Annotated in this window: 19 protein-coding genes; 15 read left to right on the top strand and 4 right to left on the bottom strand. The window is 72.6% G+C overall.

The annotated features are described in order from the left end of the window. The first annotated feature begins 110 nt into the window (after positions 1-110). The 10 genes from ACE1OA_RS09470 to ACE1OA_RS09425 all read left to right on the top strand — a co-directional run bounded on the left by ACE1OA_RS09470 (position 111) and on the right by ACE1OA_RS09425 (position 13,742). Positions 111-1,556, top strand: coding sequence for an aldehyde dehydrogenase family protein (locus ACE1OA_RS09470; protein WP_432752632.1), 1,446 nt, complete (start codon positions 111-113; stop codon positions 1,554-1,556). 141 nt (positions 1,557-1,697) lie between these two features. Beyond that, on the top strand, positions 1,698-2,846 hold the full coding sequence (locus tag ACE1OA_RS09465; protein ID WP_384871524.1) for a winged helix DNA-binding domain-containing protein: 1,149 nt from the start codon (positions 1,698-1,700) through the stop codon (positions 2,844-2,846). Positions 2,847-3,036: 190 nt separating this feature from the next. Then, complete coding sequence (locus ACE1OA_RS09460) at positions 3,037-5,025, top strand: acyl-CoA dehydrogenase family protein (protein WP_432752631.1); 1,989 nt, start codon at positions 3,037-3,039, stop codon at positions 5,023-5,025. 132 nt (positions 5,026-5,157) lie between these two features. After that, positions 5,158-6,396 (top strand): 3-phosphoshikimate 1-carboxyvinyltransferase, encoded by a 1,239-nt coding sequence (aroA, locus tag ACE1OA_RS09455; protein WP_432752630.1) that lies wholly within the window; start codon positions 5,158-5,160, stop codon positions 6,394-6,396. 170 nt (positions 6,397-6,566) lie between these two features. After that, entirely contained in the window at positions 6,567-7,826 is a 1,260-nt protein-coding gene (gene dxr, locus ACE1OA_RS09450) for a 1-deoxy-D-xylulose-5-phosphate reductoisomerase (protein ID WP_432752629.1), read from the top strand. Then, the gene (locus ACE1OA_RS09445; protein WP_356604394.1) at positions 7,823-9,127 is read left to right on the top strand and encodes a M50 family metallopeptidase; all 1,305 of its coding nucleotides are present in this window, start codon (positions 7,823-7,825) and stop codon (positions 9,125-9,127) included. Before dxr ends, ACE1OA_RS09445 begins: the two co-directional genes overlap by 4 nt. Positions 9,128-9,230: 103 nt before the next feature. After that, positions 9,231-10,388 (top strand): flavodoxin-dependent (E)-4-hydroxy-3-methylbut-2-enyl-diphosphate synthase, encoded by a 1,158-nt coding sequence (gene ispG / locus ACE1OA_RS09440; RefSeq protein ID WP_356604392.1) that lies wholly within the window; start codon positions 9,231-9,233, stop codon positions 10,386-10,388. Between the two features lie 179 nt (positions 10,389-10,567). Beyond that, on the top strand, positions 10,568-11,413 hold the full coding sequence (locus ACE1OA_RS09435) for a GNAT family N-acetyltransferase (RefSeq protein ID WP_356604390.1): 846 nt from the start codon (positions 10,568-10,570) through the stop codon (positions 11,411-11,413). Between the two features lie 20 nt (positions 11,414-11,433). Beyond that, complete coding sequence (locus tag ACE1OA_RS09430; RefSeq protein WP_147979951.1) at positions 11,434-11,979, top strand: GNAT family N-acetyltransferase; 546 nt, start codon at positions 11,434-11,436, stop codon at positions 11,977-11,979. Between the two features lie 68 nt (positions 11,980-12,047). After that, entirely contained in the window at positions 12,048-13,742 is a 1,695-nt protein-coding gene (locus ACE1OA_RS09425; RefSeq protein ID WP_356604387.1) for a proline--tRNA ligase, read from the top strand. Between the two features lie 69 nt (positions 13,743-13,811). On the opposite strand, the gene ACE1OA_RS09420 is transcribed toward ACE1OA_RS09425, so the two are convergent. The 4 genes from ACE1OA_RS09420 to ACE1OA_RS09405 all read right to left on the bottom strand — a co-directional run bounded on the left by ACE1OA_RS09420 (position 13,812) and on the right by ACE1OA_RS09405 (position 16,824). Then, a complete protein-coding gene (locus ACE1OA_RS09420; RefSeq protein WP_384871510.1) occupies positions 13,812-14,741 on the bottom strand; it encodes a slipin family protein in 930 nt (309 codons plus the stop codon). Positions 14,742-14,823: 82 nt separating this feature from the next. Next, positions 14,824-15,723, bottom strand: a complete 900-nt coding sequence (locus ACE1OA_RS09415; protein WP_356779383.1) for an aminoglycoside phosphotransferase family protein — start codon at positions 15,721-15,723, stop codon at positions 14,824-14,826. A gap of 49 nt (positions 15,724-15,772) precedes the next feature. After that, a complete protein-coding gene (locus ACE1OA_RS09410; protein ID WP_356604381.1) occupies positions 15,773-16,201 on the bottom strand; it encodes a ferritin-like domain-containing protein in 429 nt (142 codons plus the stop codon). Beyond that, the gene (locus ACE1OA_RS09405) at positions 16,198-16,824 is read right to left on the bottom strand and encodes a hypothetical protein (RefSeq protein ID WP_432752628.1); all 627 of its coding nucleotides are present in this window, start codon (positions 16,822-16,824) and stop codon (positions 16,198-16,200) included. Before ACE1OA_RS09405 ends, ACE1OA_RS09410 begins: the two co-directional genes overlap by 4 nt. A gap of 152 nt (positions 16,825-16,976) precedes the next feature. On the opposite strand from ACE1OA_RS09405, the gene rimP reads away from it, so the two are divergent. The 5 genes from rimP to ACE1OA_RS09380 all read left to right on the top strand — a co-directional run bounded on the left by rimP (position 16,977) and on the right by ACE1OA_RS09380 (position 22,575). Further along, complete coding sequence (rimP, locus tag ACE1OA_RS09400) at positions 16,977-17,483, top strand: ribosome maturation factor RimP (RefSeq protein WP_147979956.1); 507 nt, start codon at positions 16,977-16,979, stop codon at positions 17,481-17,483. A gap of 2 nt (positions 17,484-17,485) precedes the next feature. Further along, positions 17,486-18,502 (top strand): transcription termination factor NusA, encoded by a 1,017-nt coding sequence (gene nusA / locus ACE1OA_RS09395; RefSeq protein ID WP_356604377.1) that lies wholly within the window; start codon positions 17,486-17,488, stop codon positions 18,500-18,502. Positions 18,503-18,623: 121 nt separating this feature from the next. Further along, a complete protein-coding gene (locus tag ACE1OA_RS09390) occupies positions 18,624-18,902 on the top strand; it encodes a YlxR family protein (protein ID WP_147979958.1) in 279 nt (92 codons plus the stop codon). Between the two features lie 148 nt (positions 18,903-19,050). Further along, entirely contained in the window at positions 19,051-22,140 is a 3,090-nt protein-coding gene (infB, locus tag ACE1OA_RS09385) for a translation initiation factor IF-2 (RefSeq protein ID WP_356604374.1), read from the top strand. A 141-nt stretch (positions 22,141-22,281) separates the two neighbouring features. Continuing rightward, the gene (locus tag ACE1OA_RS09380; protein ID WP_147979959.1) at positions 22,282-22,575 is read left to right on the top strand and encodes a DUF503 domain-containing protein; all 294 of its coding nucleotides are present in this window, start codon (positions 22,282-22,284) and stop codon (positions 22,573-22,575) included. The last annotated feature ends 16 nt before the right edge of the window (positions 22,576-22,591 follow it).

Genomic DNA, 22,591 nt, shown 5'->3' with positions numbered 1-22,591 from the left:
GGTACCACCCACTACTCCACAGCGGACAAACCACCGTGTGCCCCCTCGGCCCTAACGTGGCAGGCGGACAAGTCAGCGACACCCATCGACACGAAAGGGGCCGGGCCGCGATGACGAGCACCCACGCCTTCTGGCTCGCCGGCCGCGAGGCCACCGGCGAGGACGCCTTCGACGTCACGAACTCCTTCGACGGACGTCTGGTCGGCAAGGTCAGCGTGCCCACCGAGGCCCAGGTCGAGGAGGCCGTCGCCGCCGCGCACGCCGTCGTCGACGAGTTCGCCGCGACCCCGGCGCACGTCCGCGCCGCCGCCCTCGACCACGTGTCGAAGCGACTCGCCGAGCGCACCGAGGAGATCGCCCAGCTGATCTCCGCCGAGAACGGCAAGCCCATCAAGTGGGCGCGCGGCGAGGTCGGCCGTGCCGTCTCCGTGTTCCGCTTCGCCGCCGAGGAGGCCCGTCGCTTCAACGGCGGCGAGGCCCAGCGCCTCGACACCGAGGCCGGCGGCGTCGGCCGGCTGGCGCTCACCCGTCGTATCCCCAAGGGCGTCGTCCTCGGCATCGCGCCGTTCAACTTCCCGCTGAACCTCAGCGCCCACAAGGTCGCCCCGGCCATCGCCGTCGGCGCCCCGATCATCCTCAAGCCGGCGCCGGCCACCCCGATCTCCTCCCTGATCCTGGGCGAACTGCTGGCCGAGACCGACCTGCCGGCCGGTTCCTGGTCGATCCTGACCGTCCCGAACGACCGGATGCCCGCCCTCGTCCAGGACGAGCGCCTCCCGGTCATCTCCTTCACCGGCTCCGACAAGGTCGGCTACGCCATCCAGGAGTCCGTGCCGCACAAGCACTGCACCCTGGAGCTCGGCGGCAACGCCGCGGCCGTCGTGCTGCCGGACTGGTCCACCGAGGCGGACCTGGACTGGGCGGCGACCCGTATCGCCACCTTCTCCAACTACCAGGGCGGCCAGTCCTGCATCTCCGTGCAGCGCGTGATCGCCGACGCCTCCGTCTACGACCGCCTGGTGCCGAAGATCGTCGCCGCCGTCGAGGCCCAGGTCACCGGTGACCCGGCGGACGACGCCACCGACGTCGGCCCGCTCGTCGACGAGGCCGCCGCCCGCCGCGTCGAGTCCTGGGTCGACGAGGCCGTCGCGGCCGGCGCCACGCTGCTCGCCGGCGGCAAGCGCGAGGGTGCCACCTACGCCCCGACCGTCCTCACCGACCTGCCGGCCGAGGTCACCCTGGCCCGCGCCGAGGTCTTCGGCCCGGTCCTGACGATCGCCAAGGTCGACGGAGAGGCCGAGGCCTTCGCCGCGGTCAACGACTCGGACTTCGGCCTCCAGGCCGGCGTCTTCACCCGCGACCTGCAGGCCGCCTTCCGCGCCCACCGCGCCCTGGAGGTCGGCGGCGTGATCGTCGGCGACGTCCCGTCCTACCGCGCCGACCAGATGCCGTACGGCGGCGCCAAGAAGTCCGGCGTGGGCCGCGAGGGCGTCAAGTACGCCATGGACGACTACACGTACGAGCGGGTGCTGGTCCTCACGGGCCTCGCGCTGTAGGTCGTACGCCGCGGACGAGACGGCCGGAGCCCACTGTGCGGGGGCTCCGGCCGTCTTCACATGCCGCCACCGCCGTACCACCGCACATGCCGCCACAGCCGTACCACCGCGCTGTCGGAGGCGCAGGGCAGAATCCGCGTCGTGACGATCACCGCGCGCGCACTCAACCGGGCCACCCTCGGCCGCCAACTCCTCCTGGAACGGGAGCGCCTGCCCGTCCTCGACGGGATACGGCGGGTGGTCGCCCTCCAGGCCCAGGACCCCGCCTCGCCCTACCTGGCGCTGTGGAACCGGCTCACCGGCTTCACGCCGGACGAGCTGGACGCCGCCTTCACCGAACGCTCCGTGGTCAAGGCGACCCTGATGCGGATCACCCTCCACGCCGTGCACGCCGACGACTACGCCCCCTTCCGCGCCGCCATGCAGCAGACGCTCCACGGCTCCCGGCTCGGCGCACGCTTCGCCGCCGCCGGACTGACGCCCGCGGACGCCGAGGAGCTGCTGCCGGACCTGCTGGCCTTCGCGGACCGGTCCCGGACCACCCCCGAACTGCAGGCCTGGATCGAGCGGCGGCTCGGCGCCGAGAGGACGGCCGGCGCCTGGTGGGGCCTCAAGGGGTACGCGCCGCTCCACCACGCCCCGACCGGCGGGCCGTGGTCCTTCGGCCGGCGGGCGTCCTTCGTCGCCGCCGGGTCCGGGCCCCTGCCCGCGGGACGGCAGGCCGACCAGGAGGGGCTGCGGACCCTGATCCTGCGCTACCTGTCGGGCTTCGGGCCCGCGTCGGTGGCGGACATGGCGCAGTTCGCCCTCGTCCGGCGCGCGCCCGTCCGCGAGGCACTGCGCGGCCTGGACGACACCGTGGAGCGCCTCGACGGGCCGGACGGGACCACGCTGTACGACCTCCCGGGCGCCCCTCGGCCGGCCGAGGACACCCCCGCCCCGCCGCGGCTCATGGCGATGTGGGACAGCGTCCTGCTCGCCCACGCCGAGCGGGCGCGCCTGATCCCCCCGGCCTACCGCCGTCTCGTGATCCGTGTGAACGGCGACGTGCTTCCCACCCTGCTGGTCGACGGCCACGTCGCCGGCGTGTGGCGTCCCGCGGACGGCGGCATCGAGGCGACGGCCTTCCATCCCCTCTCCTCCGCCGTCTGGGAGGCGCTGGCCGAGGAGGCCCGGTCCCTCGGGGAGCTGCTGGCCGGCCGCGAGCCGTCGGTCTACGGCCGCTACGGCCACTGGTGGGCGAAACTCCCCGAGGCCGCCGAGGTGCGCCTGCTGCCCACCGGGCCGTGACGGCGGGCGCACTCTGCCTGCCCTGCGCCGCCACGGGCGTACGAGGCTCCGGCCGGGGTACCGGGACCCGGCCGGGGTACGCGGCTCCGGCCGGCGCCTCGTCTTTCCGTACGCGATGAAATCGGGTACTACGGACGGGTAGCCACGAGCCCTCACGATCCCCCCGATCAGCGGCGAGGTGAGCCCCTTCATGTCGGCCCCCACCCAGAAGACCCAGACCCCCCAGGACCCCGACCAGCCCCGCGAGCCAGGCGGCGGCGGGCCGGTGACGTCACCGCCCAAGGTCACCGAACGCGAGGCCCGGCAGGTCGCCGAGGCCGCCCGTGAACAGGACTGGCGCAAACCCAGCTTCGCCAAGGAGCTCTTCCTCGGCCGGTTCCGACTCGACCTGATCCACCCGCACCCGCTGCCCGCCGACGCGGACGTCGAGCGCGGGGAGGCCTTCCTGGCCCGGCTCAGGGAGTTCTGCGAGACCCGGATCGACGGACGACTGATCGAACGCGAGGCCCGGATCCCCGACGACGTCGTCGCCGGCCTCAAGGAGCTCGGGGCGCTCGGCATGAAGATCGACCCGAAGTACGGCGGGCTCGGCCTCACCCAGGTGTACTACAACCGCGCCCTCGCGCTCGTCGGCTCCGCCAGCCCCGCGATCGGCGCCCTGCTGTCCGCCCATCAGTCGATCGGCGTACCGCAGCCGCTGAAGATCTTCGGTACGCGGGAGCAGAAGGACGCCTTCCTGCCCCGCCTGGCCCGGACGGACATCTCGGCCTTCCTGCTCACCGAGCCCGACGTGGGCTCGGACCCGGCCCGGCTCGCGACGACGGCGGTGCCGGACGGGGACGCGTACGTCCTGGACGGCGTGAAGCTCTGGACGACCAACGGAGTCGTCGCCGACCTGCTCGTCGTGATGGCCCGGGTCCCGGCGTCCGAGGGACACAAGGGAGGCATCACCGCCTTCGTCGTCGAGGCGGACTCGCCCGGCGTCACCGTCGAGCACCGCAACGCCTTCATGGGCCTGCGCGGCCTGGAGAACGGCGTCACCCGCTTCCACCGGGTCCGGGTCCCGGCGGAGAACCGCATCGGCCCGGAGGGCGCCGGACTCAAGATCGCCCTCACCACGCTCAACACCGGCCGCCTCTCCCTGCCGGCGATGTGCGTCGGCGCCGGGAAGTGGTCCCTGAAGATCGCCCGCGAGTGGACGTCCGTACGCGAGCAGTGGGGGAAGCCCGTCGCCCGCCACGAGGCCGTGGGCACCAAGATCTCCTTCATCGCGGCGACCACGTTCGCGCTGGAGGCCGTCGTCGACCTCGCCTCCCAGATGGCCGACGAGGACCGCAACGACATCCGCATCGAAGCGGCCCTCGCCAAGCTCTACGGCTCCGAGATGGCCTGCCTCATCGCCGACGAACTCGTCCAGATCCGCGGCGGCCGCGGCTACGAGACGGCCGACTCGCTGGCGGCGCGCGGCGAGCGGGCGGTGCCGGCCGAGCAGCTCCTGCGCGACCTGCGGATCAACCGGATCTTCGAGGGCTCGACCGAGATCATGCATCTGCTGATCGCCCGCGAGGCGGTGGACGCGCACCTCGCGGTCGCCGGCGACATCATCGACCCGGACAAGTCCGTCGCCGACAAGGCGAAGGCGGGCGCGCGGGCGGGCGGCTTCTACGCCCGCTGGCTGCCCAAGCTGGTCGCGGGCCCGGGTCAGGTGCCGGGCGCCTACCGGGAGTTCGGCGCCCTCGCGACCCACCTGCGGTACGTGGAGCGGACGTCGAGGAAGCTGGCCCGTTCCACGTTCTACGCGATGTCGCGGTGGCAGGGCCGGATGGAGCTGAAGCAGGCGTTCCTCGGGCGGATCGTGGACATCGGCGCCGAGCTCTTCGCGATGAGCGCGGCGTGCGTCCGGGCGGAGCTGCTGCGGTCCACCGGGGACCACGGCCGCGAGGCCCACGCGCTGGCCGACGCCTTCTGCCGGCAGGCGCGGCTGCGGGTGGACGAGCTCTTCGGCCGGCTCTGGTCCAACACGGACGACGTGGACCGCGCCGTGGTGGAGGGCGTCCTTGCGGGCAGCTACGAGTGGCTGGAGGAGGGCGTCGTCGATCCGAGCGGGGACGGCCCCTGGATCGCGGACACGCCCCCGGGCCCGTCGCTCCACGAGAACGTCCACCGCCGCATCGGCTGACGGACGGGCCGGCTCGGGGCGGGACCCCGCCCCGAGCACCCTTCCCACGACCCCGTCCGGAAACCGCCCCCGCGCTGTCCGATCAGCGGACTCGGCCCCCGAGGCACCCCCGCGCACGGCACCATGGGGGCCGTGACCGTCATCGACATCCCCGGCTCCAAGTCCGTCACCGCCCGCGCGCTCTTCCTCGCCGCGGCCGCGCACGGGACCACCACGCTCCTCCGGCCGCTCGTCTCCGACGACACCGAGGGCTTCGCCGGGGGGCTCGTCGCCCTCGGCTACGAGGTCCGGCGGGAACCGGGAGCCTGGCACATCGAGGGCCGCCCCGAGGGCCCCGGCGCGGACGACGCCGACGTGTACTGCCGCGACGGCGCCACCACCGCCCGCTTCCTGCCCGCGCTCGCCGCCGCCGGCCACGGCACCTTCCGCTTCGACGCCTCCGCCCAGATGCGCCGCCGCCCCCTCGGGCCCCTCACCACCGCGCTGCGCACCCTCGGCGTCGACCTCCACCACCCGCTCGAACAGGGCCACCACCCCCTCACGGTCCACGCCGACGGCATCAAGGGCGGCGCGCTCACCCTCGACGCCGGCCAGTCCTCCCAGTACCTGACCGCGCTCCTGATGCTCGGCCCCCTCACCGCCGAGGGCCTCGACATCACCGTCACGGACCTGGTCTCGGAGCCGTACGTCGAGATCACCCTCGCCATGATGCGCGGCTTCGGCGCCGAGGTGACCCGGGAGGGCCGGACCTACCGGGTCGCCCCCACCGGGTACCGCGCCACCACCTACGCCATCGAGCCCGACGCCTCCACCTCCAGCTACTTCTTCGCCGCCGCCGCGCTCGAGGCCGGCCGCGCGGTCACCGTCCCCGGCCTGGGCACCGGCGCCCTCCAGGGCGACCTCGGCTTCGTCGAGGTGCTGCGGCGGATGGGCGCCGAGGTCGACGTCGCCGCCGACGGAACCACCGTCCGAGGCACCGGCACCCTGCGCGGCCTGACCGTCAACATGCGCGACATCTCCGACACCATGCCCACGCTGGCCGCCATCGCGCCCTTCGCCGACGGGCCGGTCCGCATCGAGGACGTCGCCAACACCCGCGTCAAGGAGTGCGACCGACTCGACGCCTGTGCCGAGAACCTGCGCCGGCTCGGCGTCGACGTCGCCACCGGCCCCGACTGGATCGAGATCCGGCCCGGCACTCCGTCCGGGCACGGCGTCGAGATCGCCACCCACGGCGACCACCGGATCGTGATGTCCTTCGCGGTCACCGGGCTGCGCGCACCCGGGATCGCCTTCGACGACCCCGGCTGCGTACGGAAGACGTTCCCCGACTTCCACCGCGTCTTCGAGGAGTTCCGCGCGGCCGTCTGAGCCGGCTCCCGGGCCGCCGGCAGGTGAGAACGCCGGCGGCCTCCGCCCGGCCGGCCGCGCCCCCGCCGGCCGCCCCGGGGGGCCCGGAGCGGGCCCGGGGGAGGCCCGGCGAGCGCCCTGAGCCGGACGTGCTGTCGGAGCGCACCGCCTTTGGGGCAAGAATGGGGGTCATGAGCGACCGCCCCTCTCCTCTCGCCGACCCGCACATCGCCTTCGATCCAGCCGAAGGCCGCCGGGACATCGTCGTCCTCGGCTCCACCGGGTCCATCGGCACGCAGGCCATCGACCTGGTCCTGCGCAACCCCGACCGCTTCCGGGTCACCGCCCTCGCCGCCTCCGGCGGCCGGGTCGCCCTGCTCGCCGAGCAGGCGTACCGGCTGAGGGTCGCCACGGTCGCCGTCGCCCGCGAGGACGTGGTGCCCGAGCTCCGCGATGCGCTCAGCGCGCTGTACGGCACCGAGCCCCTCCCCGAGATCCTGGCCGGGCCCGACGCCGCCACGCAGGTGGCCGGATCCCCGTGCCACACGGTGCTCAACGGGATCACCGGTTCCATCGGCCTCGCACCGACCCTCGCCGCGCTCGAAGCGGGCCGCACCCTCGCCCTCGCCAACAAGGAGTCGCTGATCGTCGGCGGTCCGCTGGTGAAGGCGCTGGCCAAGCCCGGCCAGATCATCCCGGTCGACTCCGAGCACGCCGCCCTCTTCCAGGCGCTCGCCGCCGGCACCCGCGCCGACGTCCGCAAGCTGGTCGTCACCGCCTCCGGCGGCCCCTTCCGCGGCCGCACCCGTGCCGAGCTGGCGGACGTCACCCGCGAGGACGCGCTCGCCCACCCCACCTGGGCCATGGGGCCGGTCATCACGGTGAACAGCGCCACGCTGGTCAACAAGGGCCTGGAGGTCATCGAGGCGCACCTCCTCTACGACATCCCCTTCGACCGCATCGAGGTCGTCGTCCACCCCCAGTCGTACGTCCACTCGATGGTGGAGTTCACGGACGGCTCCACCCTCGCCCAGGCCACCCCGCCGGACATGGGCGGCCCGATCGCCATCGGCATCGGCTGGCCCGAGCGGGTCCCGGACGCGGCCCCCGCCTTCGACTGGACGAAGGCGTCCACCTGGGAGTTCTTCCCCCTCGACACCGAGGCCTTCCCGTCCGTCGGACTCGCCCGCCACGTCGGCGAGCTCGGCGGCACCGCGCCGGCCGTGTTCAACGCCGCGAACGAGGAGTGCGTCGAGGCGTTTCTCGCCGGAAGGCTGCCGTTCAACGGAATCATGGATACGGTCACGGCAGTCGTCACCGAACACGGCACCCCCGCCCGGGGAACCTCCCTGACGGTGTCCGACGTCCTCGAAGCGGAGACCTGGGCACGCGCCCGGGCCCGTGAACTGGCAGAGCTCACAGCGAAGGCGACCGCGGAGGCGCGCGCATGACCGTACTTCTGACGCTTCTCGGCATCGTGCTGTTCGTGCTGGGACTGCTCGTCTCCATCGCCTGGCACGAGCTCGGCCACCTCTCCACGGCCAAGCTCTTCGGCATCCGCGTGCCGCAGTACATGGTCGGCTTCGGCCCGACCATCTGGTCGCGGAAGAAGGGCGAGACGGAGTACGGCTTCAAGGCCGTTCCCGCGGGCGGCTACATCCGGATGATCGGCATGTTCCCGCCGGGCAAGGACGGCCGGGTCGAGGCCCGCTCCACCTCGCCGTGGCGCTCCATGATCGAGGACGCCCGCGAGGCGTCCTTCGAGGAGCTCCAGCCCGGCGACGAGAACCGGCTCTTCTACACGCGCAAGCCGTGGAAGCGCGTCATCGTGATGTTCGCCGGTCCGTTCATGAACCTGATCCTCGCCGTGGTGCTCTTCTTCGGCAGCGCGATGGCCGTCGGCTTCGAGACCCAGACCACCAAGGTCGCCGGCGTCACCAACTGCGTCATCGACCAGAGCCAGAAGCGCGACACCTGCCGGGCCGGCGACCCCGTCTCGCCCGCCAAGGCGGCCGGACTGCTCAAGGGCGACCGGATCGTCGCCTTCAACGGCGAGCGCGTCTCGGACTGGAACACCCTCTCCGACCGGATCCGCGCGGTCATCGGCCCCGCGACCGTCACCGTCCAGCGCGACGGCGTGGAGCGGCAGCTTCCCGTCACGCTGATGGAGAACAAGGTCCTCAAGAAGGACGCGGACGGGAAGGTCCTCCAGCCCGCCCAGTACGTCTCCGCCGGCTACCTCGGCTTCGAGTCGAGCCGCGAGGTCGTCCCGCTCACCTTCGGCGAGTCCGCCTCCAGGATGACCGACCAGCTCCAGGCCGGCTTCGAGTCCGTCCTCGCCCTGCCGAGCAAGATCCCGGACCTGTGGGACGCCACCTTCGGCGACGGCGAGCGCAAGGCCGACTCGCCGGTCGGCGTCGTCGGGGCCGCCCGGATCAGCGGCGAGCTGATGACCATCGACGCCCCGCCGCAGACGCTCCTCGTGGTCTTCCTGCAGCTGCTCGTCATGTTCAACGTCTCGCTGTTCCTGTTCAACATGCTGCCGCTGCTGCCGCTCGACGGCGGACACATCGCGGGCGCGCTGTGGGAGTCCGTCCGCCGCCACGCGGCGCGGATCTTCAGGCGCCCCGACCCGGGCCCGTTCGACGTGGCCAAGCTGATGCCGGCCGCCTACGTGGTGGCGGGCGTCTTCGTCTGCTTCACGCTGCTGGTGCTCGCCGCCGACATCGTCAATCCGGTGAAGCTGACCTGACCGCGGGGAGGCCGGACACCGCCGGTGTCCGGCCATCCCTCCCGAGGGCGGTAACCTCGGAGACCTGAGCCCGCCGACGCACAACCTCGAGGTTGCACTTCAGATGACCGCGATTTCTCTCGGTATCCCGACCGTTCCGACCCGGCTCGCCGAGCGGCGCAAGAGCCGCCAGATCCAGGTCGGCAGCGTCGCCGTCGGCGGGGACGCGCCCGTCTCCGTGCAGTCGATGACGACGACGCGTACGTCCGACATCGGTGCGACGCTGCAGCAGATCGCGGAGCTGACGGCATCGGGGTGTCAGATCGTGCGGGTGGCGTGCCCGACGCAGGACGACGCCGACGCGCTCGCCACGATCGCGAAGAAGTCGCAGATCCCCGTGATCGCGGACATCCACTTCCAGCCGAAGTACGTCTTCGCCGCCATCGAGGCCGGATGTGCCGCCGTCCGCGTCAACCCGGGCAACATCAAGCAGTTCGACGACAAGGTCAAGGAGATCGCCCACGCCGCCAAGGACGCGGGCACCCCGATCCGGATCGGCGTCAACGCGGGCTCCCTCGACGCCCGGCTGCTGAAGAAGTACGGCAAGGCCACCCCCGAGGCGCTGGTCGAGTCCGCGCTGTGGGAGGCCTCCCTCTTCGAGGAGCACGGCTTCGGCGACATCAAGATCTCGGTCAAGCACAACGACCCGGTCGTCATGGTCAACGCCTACCGTCAGCTCGCCGCCCAGTGCGACTACCCGCTGCACCTCGGCGTCACCGAGGCGGGCCCCGCCTTCCAGGGCACCATCAAGTCCGCCGTCGCCTTCGGCGCGCTGCTGTCCGAGGGCATCGGCGACACCATCCGCGTCTCCCTCTCGGCACCGCCGGTCGAGGAGGTCAAGGTCGGCAACCAGATCCTGGAGTCGCTGAACCTCAAGCCGCGCCGCCTGGAGATCGTCTCCTGTCCGTCCTGCGGCCGCGCCCAGGTGGACGTGTACAAGCTCGCCGAGGAGGTCACGGCGGGCCTGGAGGGCATGGAGGTCCCGCTGCGCGTCGCCGTCATGGGCTGCGTCGTCAACGGCCCCGGCGAGGCCCGTGAGGCCGACCTGGGCGTCGCCTCCGGCAACGGCAAGGGCCAGATCTTCGTCAAGGGCGAGGTCATCAAGACCGTCCCCGAGTCGAAGATCGTCGAGACCCTGATCGAGGAGGCGATGAAGATCGCCGAGCAGATGGAGAAGGACGGCGTGATGTCCGGCGAGCCGACGGTCGCCATCGGCGTCTGACCGCACCCCGCACGCGCACGACGAGGCCCCGGGCTCCTGCCCGGGGCCTCGTCCGTCCCCGACCGGGCCGGACCGCCCCACCCCGGCCCGCACGGGCCGCCCCACCCACTCACCCACCACCTCCCCGACGCGCCAGGTACAGTGCGGAGAATCAGCAGACCGCATGGTGAGGCCCCCTCGTGTTGACGCAGACCACCACCCGGGTCCTCGAACCCGCCGACCTCGGCGCCGCGCTCGCCGTCCTGGAGAGCGCCCCCGTCGAGAACGCCTTCGTCGCGGCCCGGGTCCAGGCCGCCGGACTCGATCCCTGGCGCCTCGGGGGCGAGATGTGGGGCTGGTACGCCGACGGGCGGCTGCGCTCGCTGTGCTACTCCGGCGCCAACCTCGTCCCGATGTGCGCCACCCCGGACGCCGTCCGGGCCTTCGCCGACCGCGCGCGCCGCACCGGCCGCCGCTGCTCCTCCATCGTCGGCCCCGCCGAACCCACCGCCCAGCTCTGGCGGCTCCTGGAGCCCGGCTGGGGCCCCGCCCGCGACATCCGCGCCCGCCAGCCCCTGATGGTGACCGAGGAGCCCTCGGCCGACGTCGAGCCCGACCCCCTCGTCCGCCGCGTCGGCAGGAACGAGATGGACGTGATCATGCCCGCGTGCGTGTCCATGTTCACCGAGGAGGTCGGCATCTCCCCGATGGCCGGCGACGGCGGACTGCTCTACCAGGCCCGGGTCGCCGAACTCGTCGGCTCCGGGCGCTCCTTCGCCCGCATCGAGGACGGCAAGGTCGTCTTCAAGGCCGAGATCGGCGCCGCCACCTCCCACGCCTGCCAGATCCAGGGCGTCTGGGTCGCCCCCGAACACCGCGGCAAGGGCCTCTCCGAGACGGGCATGGCCGCCGTCCTGCGCTACGCCCTCGCCGACGTCGCCCCCGTGGTCAGCCTGTACGTCAACGACTACAACACCCCCGCCCGGGCCGCGTACCGCCGCGTCGGGTTCCGTGAGGTGGGGGCCTTCATGAGCGTCCTCTTCTGATCCACTTGTAGGGTGCGCGCATGGATGACGCTGACGTCACGATCGGACCGGTCAATCTCGCCGCGCGGGTGGACGACGCCCTCGCCGTGCAGGCGCTCGCCTTCGGACTGGGCGAGGACGAGATCGTCGTACGCCGGCACATCGTCCTGCGCCACCTGCTCAGCCCCGGCGCCTGCGCCTACGGGGCCACCACCGGCGACGGCCGCCTGGTCGGCTTCGTCTACGGCATGCCGAACGACCGCGGCCACTGGTGGTCCGGCATCGTCGAGCCGTACCTGCGCGCCACCGGCACCGCCGACTGGCTCGACGACTCCTTCGTCATCACCGAACTGCACGTCCACCCCGCCTTCCAGGGGCGAGGGGTCGGCCGGACACTGATCACCACCATCACCGACGGCGCCCCCCAGCCGCGCTCGATCCTCTCCGCGATCGACACCGAGAGCCCGGCCCGCGGGCTCTACCGGGCCCTCGGCTACACCGACCTCGCCCGGCAGGTCCACTTCCCCAGCGCACCCCGTCCCTACGCCGTGATGGGCGCGCCGCTGCCGCTTCTGCGCCGGAACTGATTTCACCGACCCGGGGCCACCCGGCTAACCTCCTAGCCATCACACTTTTCACCGCAGGAGAGTTCCCCATGGCCCAGGTCCAGCGCATGTCCCGGTTGATGGTCAAGACACTGCGCGACGACCCGGCGGACGCCGAGACGCTCAGCCACAAGCTGCTCGTCCGCGCCGGCTACGTCCGTCGCAACGCGGCGGGCATCTGGTCCTGGCTGCCGCTCGGCAAGAAGGTCCTGGAGAACGTCACCCGCGTGGTGCGCGAGGAGATGGACGAGATCGGCGCGCAGGAGGTCCTGCTGCCGGCCCTGCTGCCCAAGGAGCCCTACGAGGCGTCCGGCCGCTGGGAGGAGTACGGCGCGGAGCTGTTCCGCCTCCAGGACCGCAAGGGCGGCGACTACCTCCTCGGCCCCACCCACGAGGAGATCTTCACCCAGCTGGTCAAGGACCAGTGCACGTCCTACAAGGACCTGCCGGTGATCCTCTACCAGATCCAGACGAAGTACCGCGACGAGGCGCGTCCCCGCTCGGGCATCCTGCGCGGCCGCGAGTTCCAGATGAAGGACTCGTACTCCTTCGACACCACCGACGAGGGCCTGGCCGAGGCGTACGCGCTGCACCGCCAGGCGTACGTCCGGATCTTCGAGCGGCTCGGCCTGGAGCACAAGATCGTCTCCGCGATCTCCGGCGCCATGGGAGGCTCGGCCTCCGAGGAGTTCCTGGCACCGGCCGCCGCCGGTGAGGACACCTTCGTGTACTGCCCGAGCTGCGAGTACGCCGCGAACACCGAGGCCGTGACCTTCAAGGCCCAGGCCGCCGACGGCTCCGCGCACGCCCCGGCCGAGGAGCTGGACACCCCCGACACCCCCACCATCGAGTCGCTCGCCGCCCACCTGGGCGTCCAGGCCTCCGAGACGCTGAAGAACCTGCTGGTCAAGGTCGACGGCGAGATCGTCGGCGTCGGCGTCCCCGGCGACCGCGAGGTGGACCTCGGCAAGCTGGAGGACCACCTGGCCCCGGCCGTCGTCGAGCTGGTCACCGCCGAGGACTTCGTCGGCCGCCCCGACCTGGTCAAGGGCTACGTCGGCCCGCAGGGCCTGGAGAAGGTCCGCTTCATCGCCGACCCGCGCATCGCCCCCGGCACCGCCTGGATCACCGGCGCCAACAAGGAGGGCAAGCACGCGCGGAACGTCGTCGCGGGCCGTGACTTCGAGGTCGACGACTACCTGGACGTCGTCGTGGTCCAGGACGGCGACCCCTGCCCCAACTGCGGCACCGGCCTGAAGATGGACCGCGCCATCGAGATCGGCCACATCTTCCAGCTCGGCCGCAAGTACGCCGACGCCTTCCAGCTCGACGTGCTGGGCCAGAACGGCAAGCCGGTCCGCGTGACCATGGGCTCGTACGGCATCGGCGTCTCCCGCGCGGTCGCGGCCCTCGCCGAGCAGCACGCCGACGACAAGGGCCTGTGCTGGCCCGCCGAGGTCGCCCCGGCCGACGTCCACGTCGTCGCGGCCGGCAAGGCGCTGCAGACCGAGCTGGCCCTGGAGGTCTCCGAGAAGCTCAAGGCCGCCGGCCTGCGGGTCCTGGTCGACGACCGTGCGGGTGTCTCCCCGGGCGTGAAGTTCACCGACGCCGAGCTCATCGGCGTCCCGAAGATCCTCGTCGCCGGCCGCCGTTCGGCCGAAGGCGTCGTCGAGCTGAAGGACCGCCGCACGGGCGAGCGCGAGGAGCTCACCGTCGACGAGGCGATCGCGCGTCTGAGCGCCTGACGCAGGACACCCGGGAGCGGGTGGCGGGGGCCTGCCCCTGCCACCCGCTCCCGTCGTGTGCCGTCCGGTTCAGCTCTCCTGCGGCGCCGGGTCGACCGGAGCGCCCGCCAGGTCCTCGACGCTCGTGCCGTTGGCCGCGCCGGTCGCGTTCGCGGCGCCCGTGAGCCCCTGGAGGTGGGGCGAGGGGGTCACGCCCGGCAAGGGCTCCTGGACGGGCTGGGCAGCGGGGGCGGCCGATGGCTGCGCGGCCCGCTCCAGGAACCGCAGGAGCTCCACCGGGAAGGGCAGCACCAGCGTCGAGTTCTTCTCCGCCGCCACCGCCACCACCGTCTGGAGCAGCCTCAGCTGGAGCGCGGCGGGCTGCTGCGACATCACTCCCGCGGCCTCCGCCAGCTTCTTCGACGCCTGGAGCTCCGCGTCCGCGTTGATCACCCGGGCGCGCCGCTCGCGGTCCGCCTCCGCCTGCCGGGCCATCGAGCGCTTCATCGTCTCCGGCAGCGACACGTCCTTGATCTCGACGCGGTCGATGGCGACACCCCAGCCCATGGCGGGGCTGTCCAGCATCAGTTCCAGACCCTGGTTGAGCTTCTCGCGGTTGGACAGCAGATCGTCCAGATCGCTCTTGCCGATGATCGACCGCAGTGACGTCTGCGCCATCTGCGAGACCGCGAACCGGTAGTCCTCGACCCGCACCAGCGCGTCCGCCGCGTCGACCACCTTGAAGTACACGACCGCGTCCACGCGCACGGTCACGTTGTCCCGGGTGATGCCCTCCTGCGCCGGCACCGGCAGCGTCACGATCTGGAGGTTCACCTTGTGCAGCCGGTCGATCGCCGGAACGATCATCGTCAGGCCGGGCTGCCGGACGTCGTCACGGAGCCGGCCGAAGCGGAACACCACGCCTCGTTCGTACTGCTTCACCACGCGGAGCGCGGCCGCCGTGTACACCCCGGCGGCGGCTATCGCACCCGCTGCGGCCATCAACAGCGCTTCGATCATCACGACCCCCTGACGGGCGTCCGAGCCGAGCCTTACAGCAAGGGTATGCCCCGGCGGAAGGCCGCGGAAAAGTGCCGTCCGCTCACAGCCAGCCCGCGAACTCCAGCAACAGCTCGGCGTCCTGCCGCCGTCCCGCGGTCAGCGCCCGCGTGCCCGACTCGACCGCCCGGAAGAGCGTCCAGCCGCGCAGCCGCTCGCGGTCCACCTCCAGGGAGTCCGCGAGCCGGTTCACCCGGCGGCGTGCCGCAGAGGCCCCCGCGGACGCCGCCACCAGGTCCTCCACCCGGTCGCGGACCAGTCGTGCCAGGTCGTAGGCCCGCTCGCCGACCAACGGCTCGGGCCCGACGGCCAGCCAGGGCGTCCGGTCGCCGGCCAGCACCTTGCCCTGCCGGAAGCAGCCGTGCAGCAGCAGCGTCTCGGGGGAGTCGGCGACCAGCTCCGCGCGGGCCTCCAGGGCCGCCGCGGCCAGCCCGCCGGCCGTCTCGTCACCGCGGTGACCCGCCATGGCCGCCGCCTGCCGGGCCGTGCGCTCGGCGACCGTCTCGAAGTCGTGCTCCGCGGGCGGCTCGACCCACAGCCGCCGCACGATGCCGGCGGCCTCCAGCAGCGCCTTCGCCTCCGGCAGGGAGCGCAGGGACACTTCCGGGTGCAGCCGTTCGAGTACGAGTGCGCCGCCGGCGGTCGTGTCGACCAGCCGCACCGCGCCCCAGCCGTCCCAGTGCGCCAGAGCCCGCGCCTCGGCCCCGGGCCGGGCGGCGTCCGGGGCGATCTTCAGCGCGGCGGGGGTGCCGTCCGGCCGCCGGACGAGCAGCACGAGGCTGCTGCGCCCGCCGGGGGCGACCGTCCGGTCGACGTCCAGGGAGGCGGTCTCCAGCGCGGTCCGGGAGAGCTCGGGGAGCTCTCCGAGCCACTCGGCCGCGACGGCGTCCCCGTACGTCTCGCCCAGCGCCCGCACGAGTCGCTGCGGCGGTTCGAAAGCCATGCGTGCGTTGTTCCTTCTGCAGTTCGGACGAGCCCGGCCGGAGCGGGGATCAGACCCGCTCGGCGAGCCCAGGAAAGGTTACGTCGCTGCCGCGCCAGCGGACGGCCCGCACGGCGGCGTCGCGCAGGGCCGCCGCGGCGTCCCGCCGCAGCGGACCCGTCGAGGCCCGGACGAGGTCGGAGTACACCCCGGCGACGCCGTCCTCCAGGGCGGCGGCCAGCCGGACGGCGGCGGCCGTGTCCGGCACCGGGAACGGCAGCGCGTAACCGGCGGCCGCGGCCACCGGCTCGCCGCCGAGGTCGCGTACGGTCCGGCGCAGCGCGTCCCGCCGGGCCCGGTGGGCGTCGTGGGCCGCGGTGGCATCGGCCCGGCGCCCGGCCCCGATCCGGCCGCCGACGACGCCGTAGCCGTACACCGCCGCGTGCTCGGCGGCGAGGGCGGCCTGGGCCGCGGCGAGCGCGTCCTCCCGCTCGGTCATCCCCGGCCTCCCCCGGTCAGCAGATAGGCGTGCGCCGCGCCGGCCGCCGCCACCGAGGCGAGCAGCCGCGCGTACTCCGGCGGCGCGTCGAGCAGCGCGGCCGTGTGGGTGTCGGAGGTCCGCCTGACCTCGGCCGCCAGCTGCCGCAGTGCCGCCGCCGGGTCCGCGGGGACGGCGGGCGGCGTCGGGGACACGGCGGTGGCCCCCGGGGCGGAGGCGCCGGCCGACGGGCCGGCGGGGGAGGCGGCGGACGAGGGGGCCGCGGGGGAGGCGGCGGACGAGGCGGCCGGTCCGCCGCCGGTGGGCGATGGCGCCGGCCGGGCGCCGGGGGAGGCCGTCCCCTCGGCCAGGGCCGCGGCGTGCGCCGCGGCCGAGGTCCGCAACGGGGTCAGTCGCGCCGCGAGCGAGGGGTGCGCGGCGAGCACCGCGTCGTAACGTTCGAGCAGGGTCCGGCCGGCCGCCGCGGACCCGCGGCGCAGCTCCGCCTCGGCGCGGGCCGCCCGTTCGGCCGCGGTGGGCGGCTCGGGGGCCCTCTCCCGCGGCGGCGTGGTGGTGCACCCGCCCAGCGTCGCCGCCCCGGCCAGCAGCAGCGCACGCCTGCCCACCGTCCCCGTGCGCCCCACGTTCCCTCCCTCGGCCTCGGTCGAAGATCACCGCAGGCGAGCGTACCCGCGGCCGGGGACACCGTGGACGGCAACACCCCTCGGGACCGGATACCCTTTGGTCTGACACGCGACGAACCCACAACAGCACACGCGGCCGAGGAGTCACCCGGATGAGCACCACCCAGAGCGACAGGCTGCGCGGACTCCTGGAGCCGCTCGTCCACGCGAAGGACCTGGATCTCGAGGAGATCGAAGTGTCCCGGGCCGGCCGCCGCGGACTGCTGAGGGTCATCGTCGACTCGGACGAGGGCGTGGAGCTGGACGCCTGCGCCGAGCTGAGCCGCGTCATCTCCGAGAAGCTCGACGAGACGGACGCGATGGGCGAGGGCGAGTACGTCCTCGAAGTCAGCTCCCCCGGCGCCGACCGCCCCCTCACCCAGCACCGCCACTACGTGCGCGCCACCGGGCGACTGGTCAAGCTGAGGCTGACCGACGCCGCGGGCGGCGGCGAGGTGATCGCGCGCATCCTGACCGTGGACGACGACGGCCTCGACCTCGAGGTGCCCGGCGTGAAGGGGCGCAAGCCCACCGCCCGGCGCGTCGAGTTCGCCGAGATCGCCAAGGCGCGTGTCGAGATCGAGTTCAGCCGCAAGGACAAGAAGGAAGAGGAGGCGTAGCCGTGGACATCGACGTGAAGCTCCTGAAGGGCTTGGCACAAGAGAAGGAGATCTCTTTCGACCTGCTGGTCGAGGCGATCGAGTCGGCCCTCCTCATCGCCTACCACCGCACCCCCTCCGCCCGGCGCCACGCGCGCGTGGAGCTGGACCGGCACACCGGTCACGTGACCGTGTGGGCGAAGGAGGACCCCTCCGAGCTGGAGGAGGGCCAGGAGCCGAAGGACTTCGACGACACGCCGTCGGACTTCGGCCGGATCGCGGCGAGCACCGCGCGCCAGGTCATCCAGCAGCGGCTGCGTGACGCGGAGAACGACGTCACCTTCGGCGAGTACGCGCGCCGCGAGGGCGACGTCGTCGCCGGCCAGGTCCAGCAGGGCAAGGACCCGAAGAACGTCCTCGTCAAGCTCGACGACAAGCTGGAAGCCATCCTTCCGGTGCAGGAGCAGGTGCCCGGCGAGGATTACACGCACGGCCTGCGGCTGCGCACGTACGTCGTCCGGGTCGCCAAGGGTGTCCGCGGTCCGTCCGTCACCCTCTCGCGCACCCACCCCAATCTGGTGAAGAAGCTCTTCGCGCTCGAGGTCCCCGAGATCGCCGACGGTTCCGTCGAGATCGCGGCGATCGCACGTGAGGCCGGTCACCGCACCAAGATCGCCGTCCGGTCCACCCGTTCGGGCCTGAACGCCAAGGGCGCCTGCATCGGCCCCATGGGCGGCCGGGTCCGCAACGTCATGGCCGAGCTGCTGGGCGAGAAGATCGACATCGTCGACTGGTCCGACGACCCGGCCGAGATGGTCGCCAACGCGCTGTCCCCGGCCCGGGTCTCCAAGGTCGAGGTCGTCGACCTGGCCGCCCGTTCGGCCCGGGTGACCGTGCCGGACTACCAGCTCTCCCTCGCCATCGGCAAGGAAGGGCAGAACGCCCGGCTCGCCGCCCGGCTCACCGGCTGGCGCATCGACATCCGGCCCGACACCGAGCAGCCGTCGGCCGAGCACGCCGACCGTCGCGACCGGGACTGAAGCCTTTCCCGAAGGAACAGATCGCGCCGCGGTCACGTTGTGCCACGGCGAGATCACGACAAACGACCGTTCGATCCCTCCCCCCAACGGGGAGGGTCGTTACGGGGAGGTAGACTTAAGCGTGTCTGGCCGGACGCATGCCCGCGCGTGCCCTGAGCGAACCTGTGTGGGATGCCGGGAGCGAGCGGCCAAGAGCGATCTGCTGCGCATCGTGGCGGTCGAGGGCGAATGTGTCCCCGATCATCGCGGTACGCTGCCCGGCCGGGGTGCGTACCTGCACCCCGCCTCGGTCTGTCTCGACCTGGCGGTCCGCCGCAGGGCGTTCCCGAGGGCCTTCAAGGTCCAGGGACCACTCGAAGCGGCTTCGGTCCGACGGTTCGTCGAGCAGGCAGCACCGTAAGAAGAAGTACGGCACGGAGAACCGTGCGGTCAGGTACCTCGCGAGTTGGAAGTAGGTCGAGATTGCGATGAGCACTCGATGAGTACGCGATGAGTACGCCCATGAAGTAGCGACGGTCCGGCGGTAATCCGGACCTAAAAGGAGCGAAGTGGCTAAGGTCCGGGTATACGAACTCGCCAAGGAGTTCGGCGTGGAGAGCAAGGTCGTCATGGCCAAGCTCCAAGAACTCGGTGAATTCGTCCGTTCGGCGTCCTCGACGATCGAGGCGCCGGTCGTGCGCAAGTTGACTGACGCACTGCAGGGGCCCGGCGGCAACGCCGGCAAGTCCGCTGCGAAGCCGGGCGCGCCTCGTAAGGCCGCCCCCTCCAAGCCCGCGGCGCCGTCTCCGGCATCCGCGGCACGTCCCGCTGCCCCGAAGCCCGGCGCACCGGCCCCCAAGCCGGCCCCCGCCGCGCCCGCCGCCCCGGTCACCCCGGCGGCCCCGGCGAGCAGCACCCCCTCCCAGGCTCCGGCCGCCTCGGGCCCCCGCCCGGGCCCGAAGCCCGCGCCCAAGCCGGTCACCCCGGCTCCGGCCACCCCCGAGTTCACCGCGCCTCCGGCCGCTCCGGCAGCCGGTCAGCGTTCCGGTGGCGGTGCGGCACGTCCGCAGGGCCAGGGCGCGCCGCGTCCGGGCCAGCAGTCTCCGCGTCCGCAGGGCCAGGGTGCCCCGCGTCCGCAGGGTCAGGGTGCGCCGCGTCCGGGCGCCCGTCCGGCCGGTCCCCGTCCGGGCAACAACCCCTTCACCTCGGGTGGCTCCACCGGAATGGCGCGCCCGCAGGCGCCCCGTCCGGGTGGCGGTGCCCCCCGTCCCGGCGGCCCCGGTGCCGTTCCGGGTGCCCCGCGTCCGCAGGGCGGCCCCGGCGGCGCGCCGCGTTCCGGCGGCCCCGGCGCCCCGGGCGGCGCGCGTCCCACCCCCGGTGGCATGCCGCGTCCGCAGGCTCCCCGTCCGGGCGGCGCGCCCGGCGGTAACCGTCCGAACCCGGGCATGATGCCGCAGCGTCCCGCTGCCGGCCCGCGCCCCGGTCCCGGCGGTCGTGGTCCCGGTGGCCCCGGCGGTCGTCCCGCGGGCGGCGGCGGTGGCGGTCGTCCCGGCGGCGGCTTCGCCGGTCGTCCGGCCGGTCCCGGCGGTGGCGGCGGCGGCTTCGCCGGTCGTCCCGGCGGTCCGGGTGGCGGCGGTGGCGGTCGTCCCGGCGGTCCCGGTGGCGGCGGCGGCTTCGGCGGTCGTCCCGGCGGCTTCGGTGGCCGTCCCGGTGGCCCCGGTGGCCGTGGTGGCACGCAGGGCGCCTTCGGTCGTCCCGGCGGTCCCGCGCGTCGCGGTCGCAAGTCGAAGCGGCAGAGGCGCCAGGAGTACGAGGCCATGCAGGCCCCGTCGGTCGGCGGCGTGATGCTGCCTCGCGGCAACGGCGAGACCATTCGCCTGTCGCGCGGTGCCTCCCTCACCGACTTCGCCGAGAAGATCGGCGCCAACCCGGCGTCGCTCGTCGCGGTGATGATGAACCTCGGTGAGATGGTCACGGCCACGCAGTCCGTCTCCGACGACACGCTGACGATGCTCGGCGAGGAGATGAACTACACCGTTCAGATCGTCTCGCCGGAGGAAGAGGACCGCGAGCTCCTCGAGTCCTTCGACATCGAGTTCGGCGAGGACGAGGGCGGCGAAGAGGCTCTGGTCTCCCGTCCGCCGGTCGTGACCGTCATGGGTCACGTCGACCACGGTAAGACCCGACTGCTCGACGCGATCCGCAAGACGAACGTCGTCGCGGGCGAGGCCGGTGGCATCACCCAGCACATCGGTGCCTACCAGGTCGGCACCGAGGTCAACGGTGAAGAGCGCAAGATCACCTTCATCGACACCCCGGGTCACGAGGCGTTCACCGCCATGCGTGCCCGTGGTGCGAAGTCGACCGACATCGCGATCCTCGTGGTGGCGGCCAACGACGGTGTGATGCCCCAGACGATCGAGGCGCTGAACCACGCCAAGGCGGCCGACGTGCCGATCGTGGTCGCGGTCAACAAGATCGACGTCGAGGGCGCGGACCCGACCAAGGTCCGCGGTCAGCTGACCGAGTTCGGTCTGGTGGCCGAGGAGTACGGCGGCGACACGATGTTCGTCGACATCTCCGCCAAGCAGGGTCTGAACATCGACTCGCTGCTCGAGGCCGTCGTCCTCACCGCCGACGCCTCGCTCGACCTGCGGGCCAACCCGGAGCAGGACGCGCAGGGTATTGCGATCGAGTCCCACCTCGACCGCGGTCGCGGTGCCGTCTCGACCGTCCTGGTCCAGCGCGGAACGCTGCGCATCGGCGACACCGTGGTGGTCGGCGACGCGTACGGCCGCGTCCGGGCGATGCTCGACGACAAGGGCAACAACGTCGAGGAGGCGACCCCGTCGACTCCCGTCCTGGTGCTCGGTCTCACCAACGTGCCGGGTGCCGGCGACAACCTCCTGGTCGTCGACGAGGACCGTACGGCCCGTCAGATCGCCGAGAAGCGTGCTGCGCGTGAGCGCAACGCCGCCTTCGCCAAGCGCGTCCGCCGGGTGTCCCTCGAGGACCTCGACAAGGTGCTCAAGGCCGGTCTGGTCCAGGAACTCAACCTCATCATCAAGGGCGACGCGTCCGGTGCGGTCGAGGCTCTCGAGTCCTCGCTGCTCCAGCTCGACGTCGGTGAAGAGGTGGACATCCGGGTCCTGCACCGCGGTGTGGGTGCGGTCACCGAGTCCGACATCGACCTGGCGATGGGCTCCGACGCCATCGTCATCGGCTACAACGTCCGTGCGGCCGGCCGTGCCGCGCAGATGGCGGAGCGCGAGGGCGTCGACGTCCGGTACTACTCGGTGATCTACCAGGCCATCGAGGAGATCGAGGCGGCGCTCAAGGGCCTCCTCAAGCCGGAGTACGAAGAGGTCGAGCTCGGTACGGCGGAGATCCGCGAGGTCTTCCGCTCGTCCAAGCTGGGCAACATCGCCGGTGTCCTCATCCGCTCCGGCGAGGTCAAGCGCAACACCAAGGCGCGCCTCGTCCGCGACGGCAAGGTCATCGCCGAGGACCTCACGATCCACGGTCTGCGCCGCTTCAAGGACGACGTCACCGAGATCCGCGAAGGCTTCGAGGGTGGTATCAACCTCGGAAACTTCAACGACATCAAGATCGACGACGTCATCGCGACGTACGAGATGCGCGAGAAGCCGCGCGTCTGATCGCAGCAGTGAGCCGGGGCCGGTCGGCGGAAACTATTCCGTCGATCGGCCCCGGCCGTTGCGTGTACGGTCGGTTCCGATGTCCCCGCCGAGTGGTCGGCGGGGCCACTGAACCCGAACCGGCGGGACATCCGGACATACATGTATGTGGGGACACTGTCCTTCGATCTGCTCCTCGGCGACGTACGGTCGCTGAAGGAGAAGCGCTCCGTCGTCAAGCCGATCGTCGCCGAGCTCCAGCGGAAATTCGGGCTGAGCGTGGCGGAGGTCGGCGATCAGAACCTCCATCGACGGGCCCGGATCGGCGTCGCGATGGTCTCGGGGGATCCCGGGCACCTGAGCGGCGTGCTGGACCGGTGCGAGCGCCTGGTCGCCGCCCGGCCGGAGGTGGAACTGCTGTCGGTTCGACGCAGGCTCCACACCGACGAAGACTGAACCTGAGCACCACGAG

Source organism: Streptomyces sp. JL2001 (assembly GCF_050917515.1).
In the GTDB taxonomy this organism is placed as follows: Bacteria; Actinomycetota; Actinomycetes; order Streptomycetales; family Streptomycetaceae; genus Streptomyces.
This window is presented reverse-complemented; position numbering and strand designations above follow the sequence as displayed.

Excerpts from the sequence above, each read along its gene's own strand:
- rimP (WP_147979956.1), top strand. The coding sequence starts at position 16,977 with ATGAGCACCACCCAGAGCGACAGGCTGCGCGGACTCCTGGAGCCGCTC.
- ACE1OA_RS09430 (WP_147979951.1), top strand. The coding sequence starts at position 11,434 with ATGGATGACGCTGACGTCACGATCGGACCGGTCAATCTCGCCGCGCGG.
- ACE1OA_RS09445 (WP_356604394.1), top strand. The coding sequence starts at position 7,823 with ATGACCGTACTTCTGACGCTTCTCGGCATCGTGCTGTTCGTGCTGGGA.
- ACE1OA_RS09380 (WP_147979959.1), top strand. The coding sequence starts at position 22,282 with ATGTATGTGGGGACACTGTCCTTCGATCTGCTCCTCGGCGACGTACGG.
- ACE1OA_RS09420 (WP_384871510.1), bottom strand. The coding sequence starts at position 14,741 with ATGATCGAAGCGCTGTTGATGGCCGCAGCGGGTGCGATAGCCGCCGCC.
- dxr (WP_432752629.1), top strand. The coding sequence starts at position 6,567 with ATGAGCGACCGCCCCTCTCCTCTCGCCGACCCGCACATCGCCTTCGAT.
- ACE1OA_RS09425 (WP_356604387.1), top strand. The coding sequence starts at position 12,048 with ATGGCCCAGGTCCAGCGCATGTCCCGGTTGATGGTCAAGACACTGCGC.
- ACE1OA_RS09410 (WP_356604381.1), bottom strand. The coding sequence starts at position 16,201 with ATGACCGAGCGGGAGGACGCGCTCGCCGCGGCCCAGGCCGCCCTCGCC.
- ACE1OA_RS09470 (WP_432752632.1), top strand. The coding sequence starts at position 111 with ATGACGAGCACCCACGCCTTCTGGCTCGCCGGCCGCGAGGCCACCGGC.
- ACE1OA_RS09460 (WP_432752631.1), top strand. The coding sequence starts at position 3,037 with ATGTCGGCCCCCACCCAGAAGACCCAGACCCCCCAGGACCCCGACCAG.
- ispG (WP_356604392.1), top strand. The coding sequence starts at position 9,231 with ATGACCGCGATTTCTCTCGGTATCCCGACCGTTCCGACCCGGCTCGCC.
- ACE1OA_RS09415 (WP_356779383.1), bottom strand. The coding sequence starts at position 15,723 with ATGGCTTTCGAACCGCCGCAGCGACTCGTGCGGGCGCTGGGCGAGACG.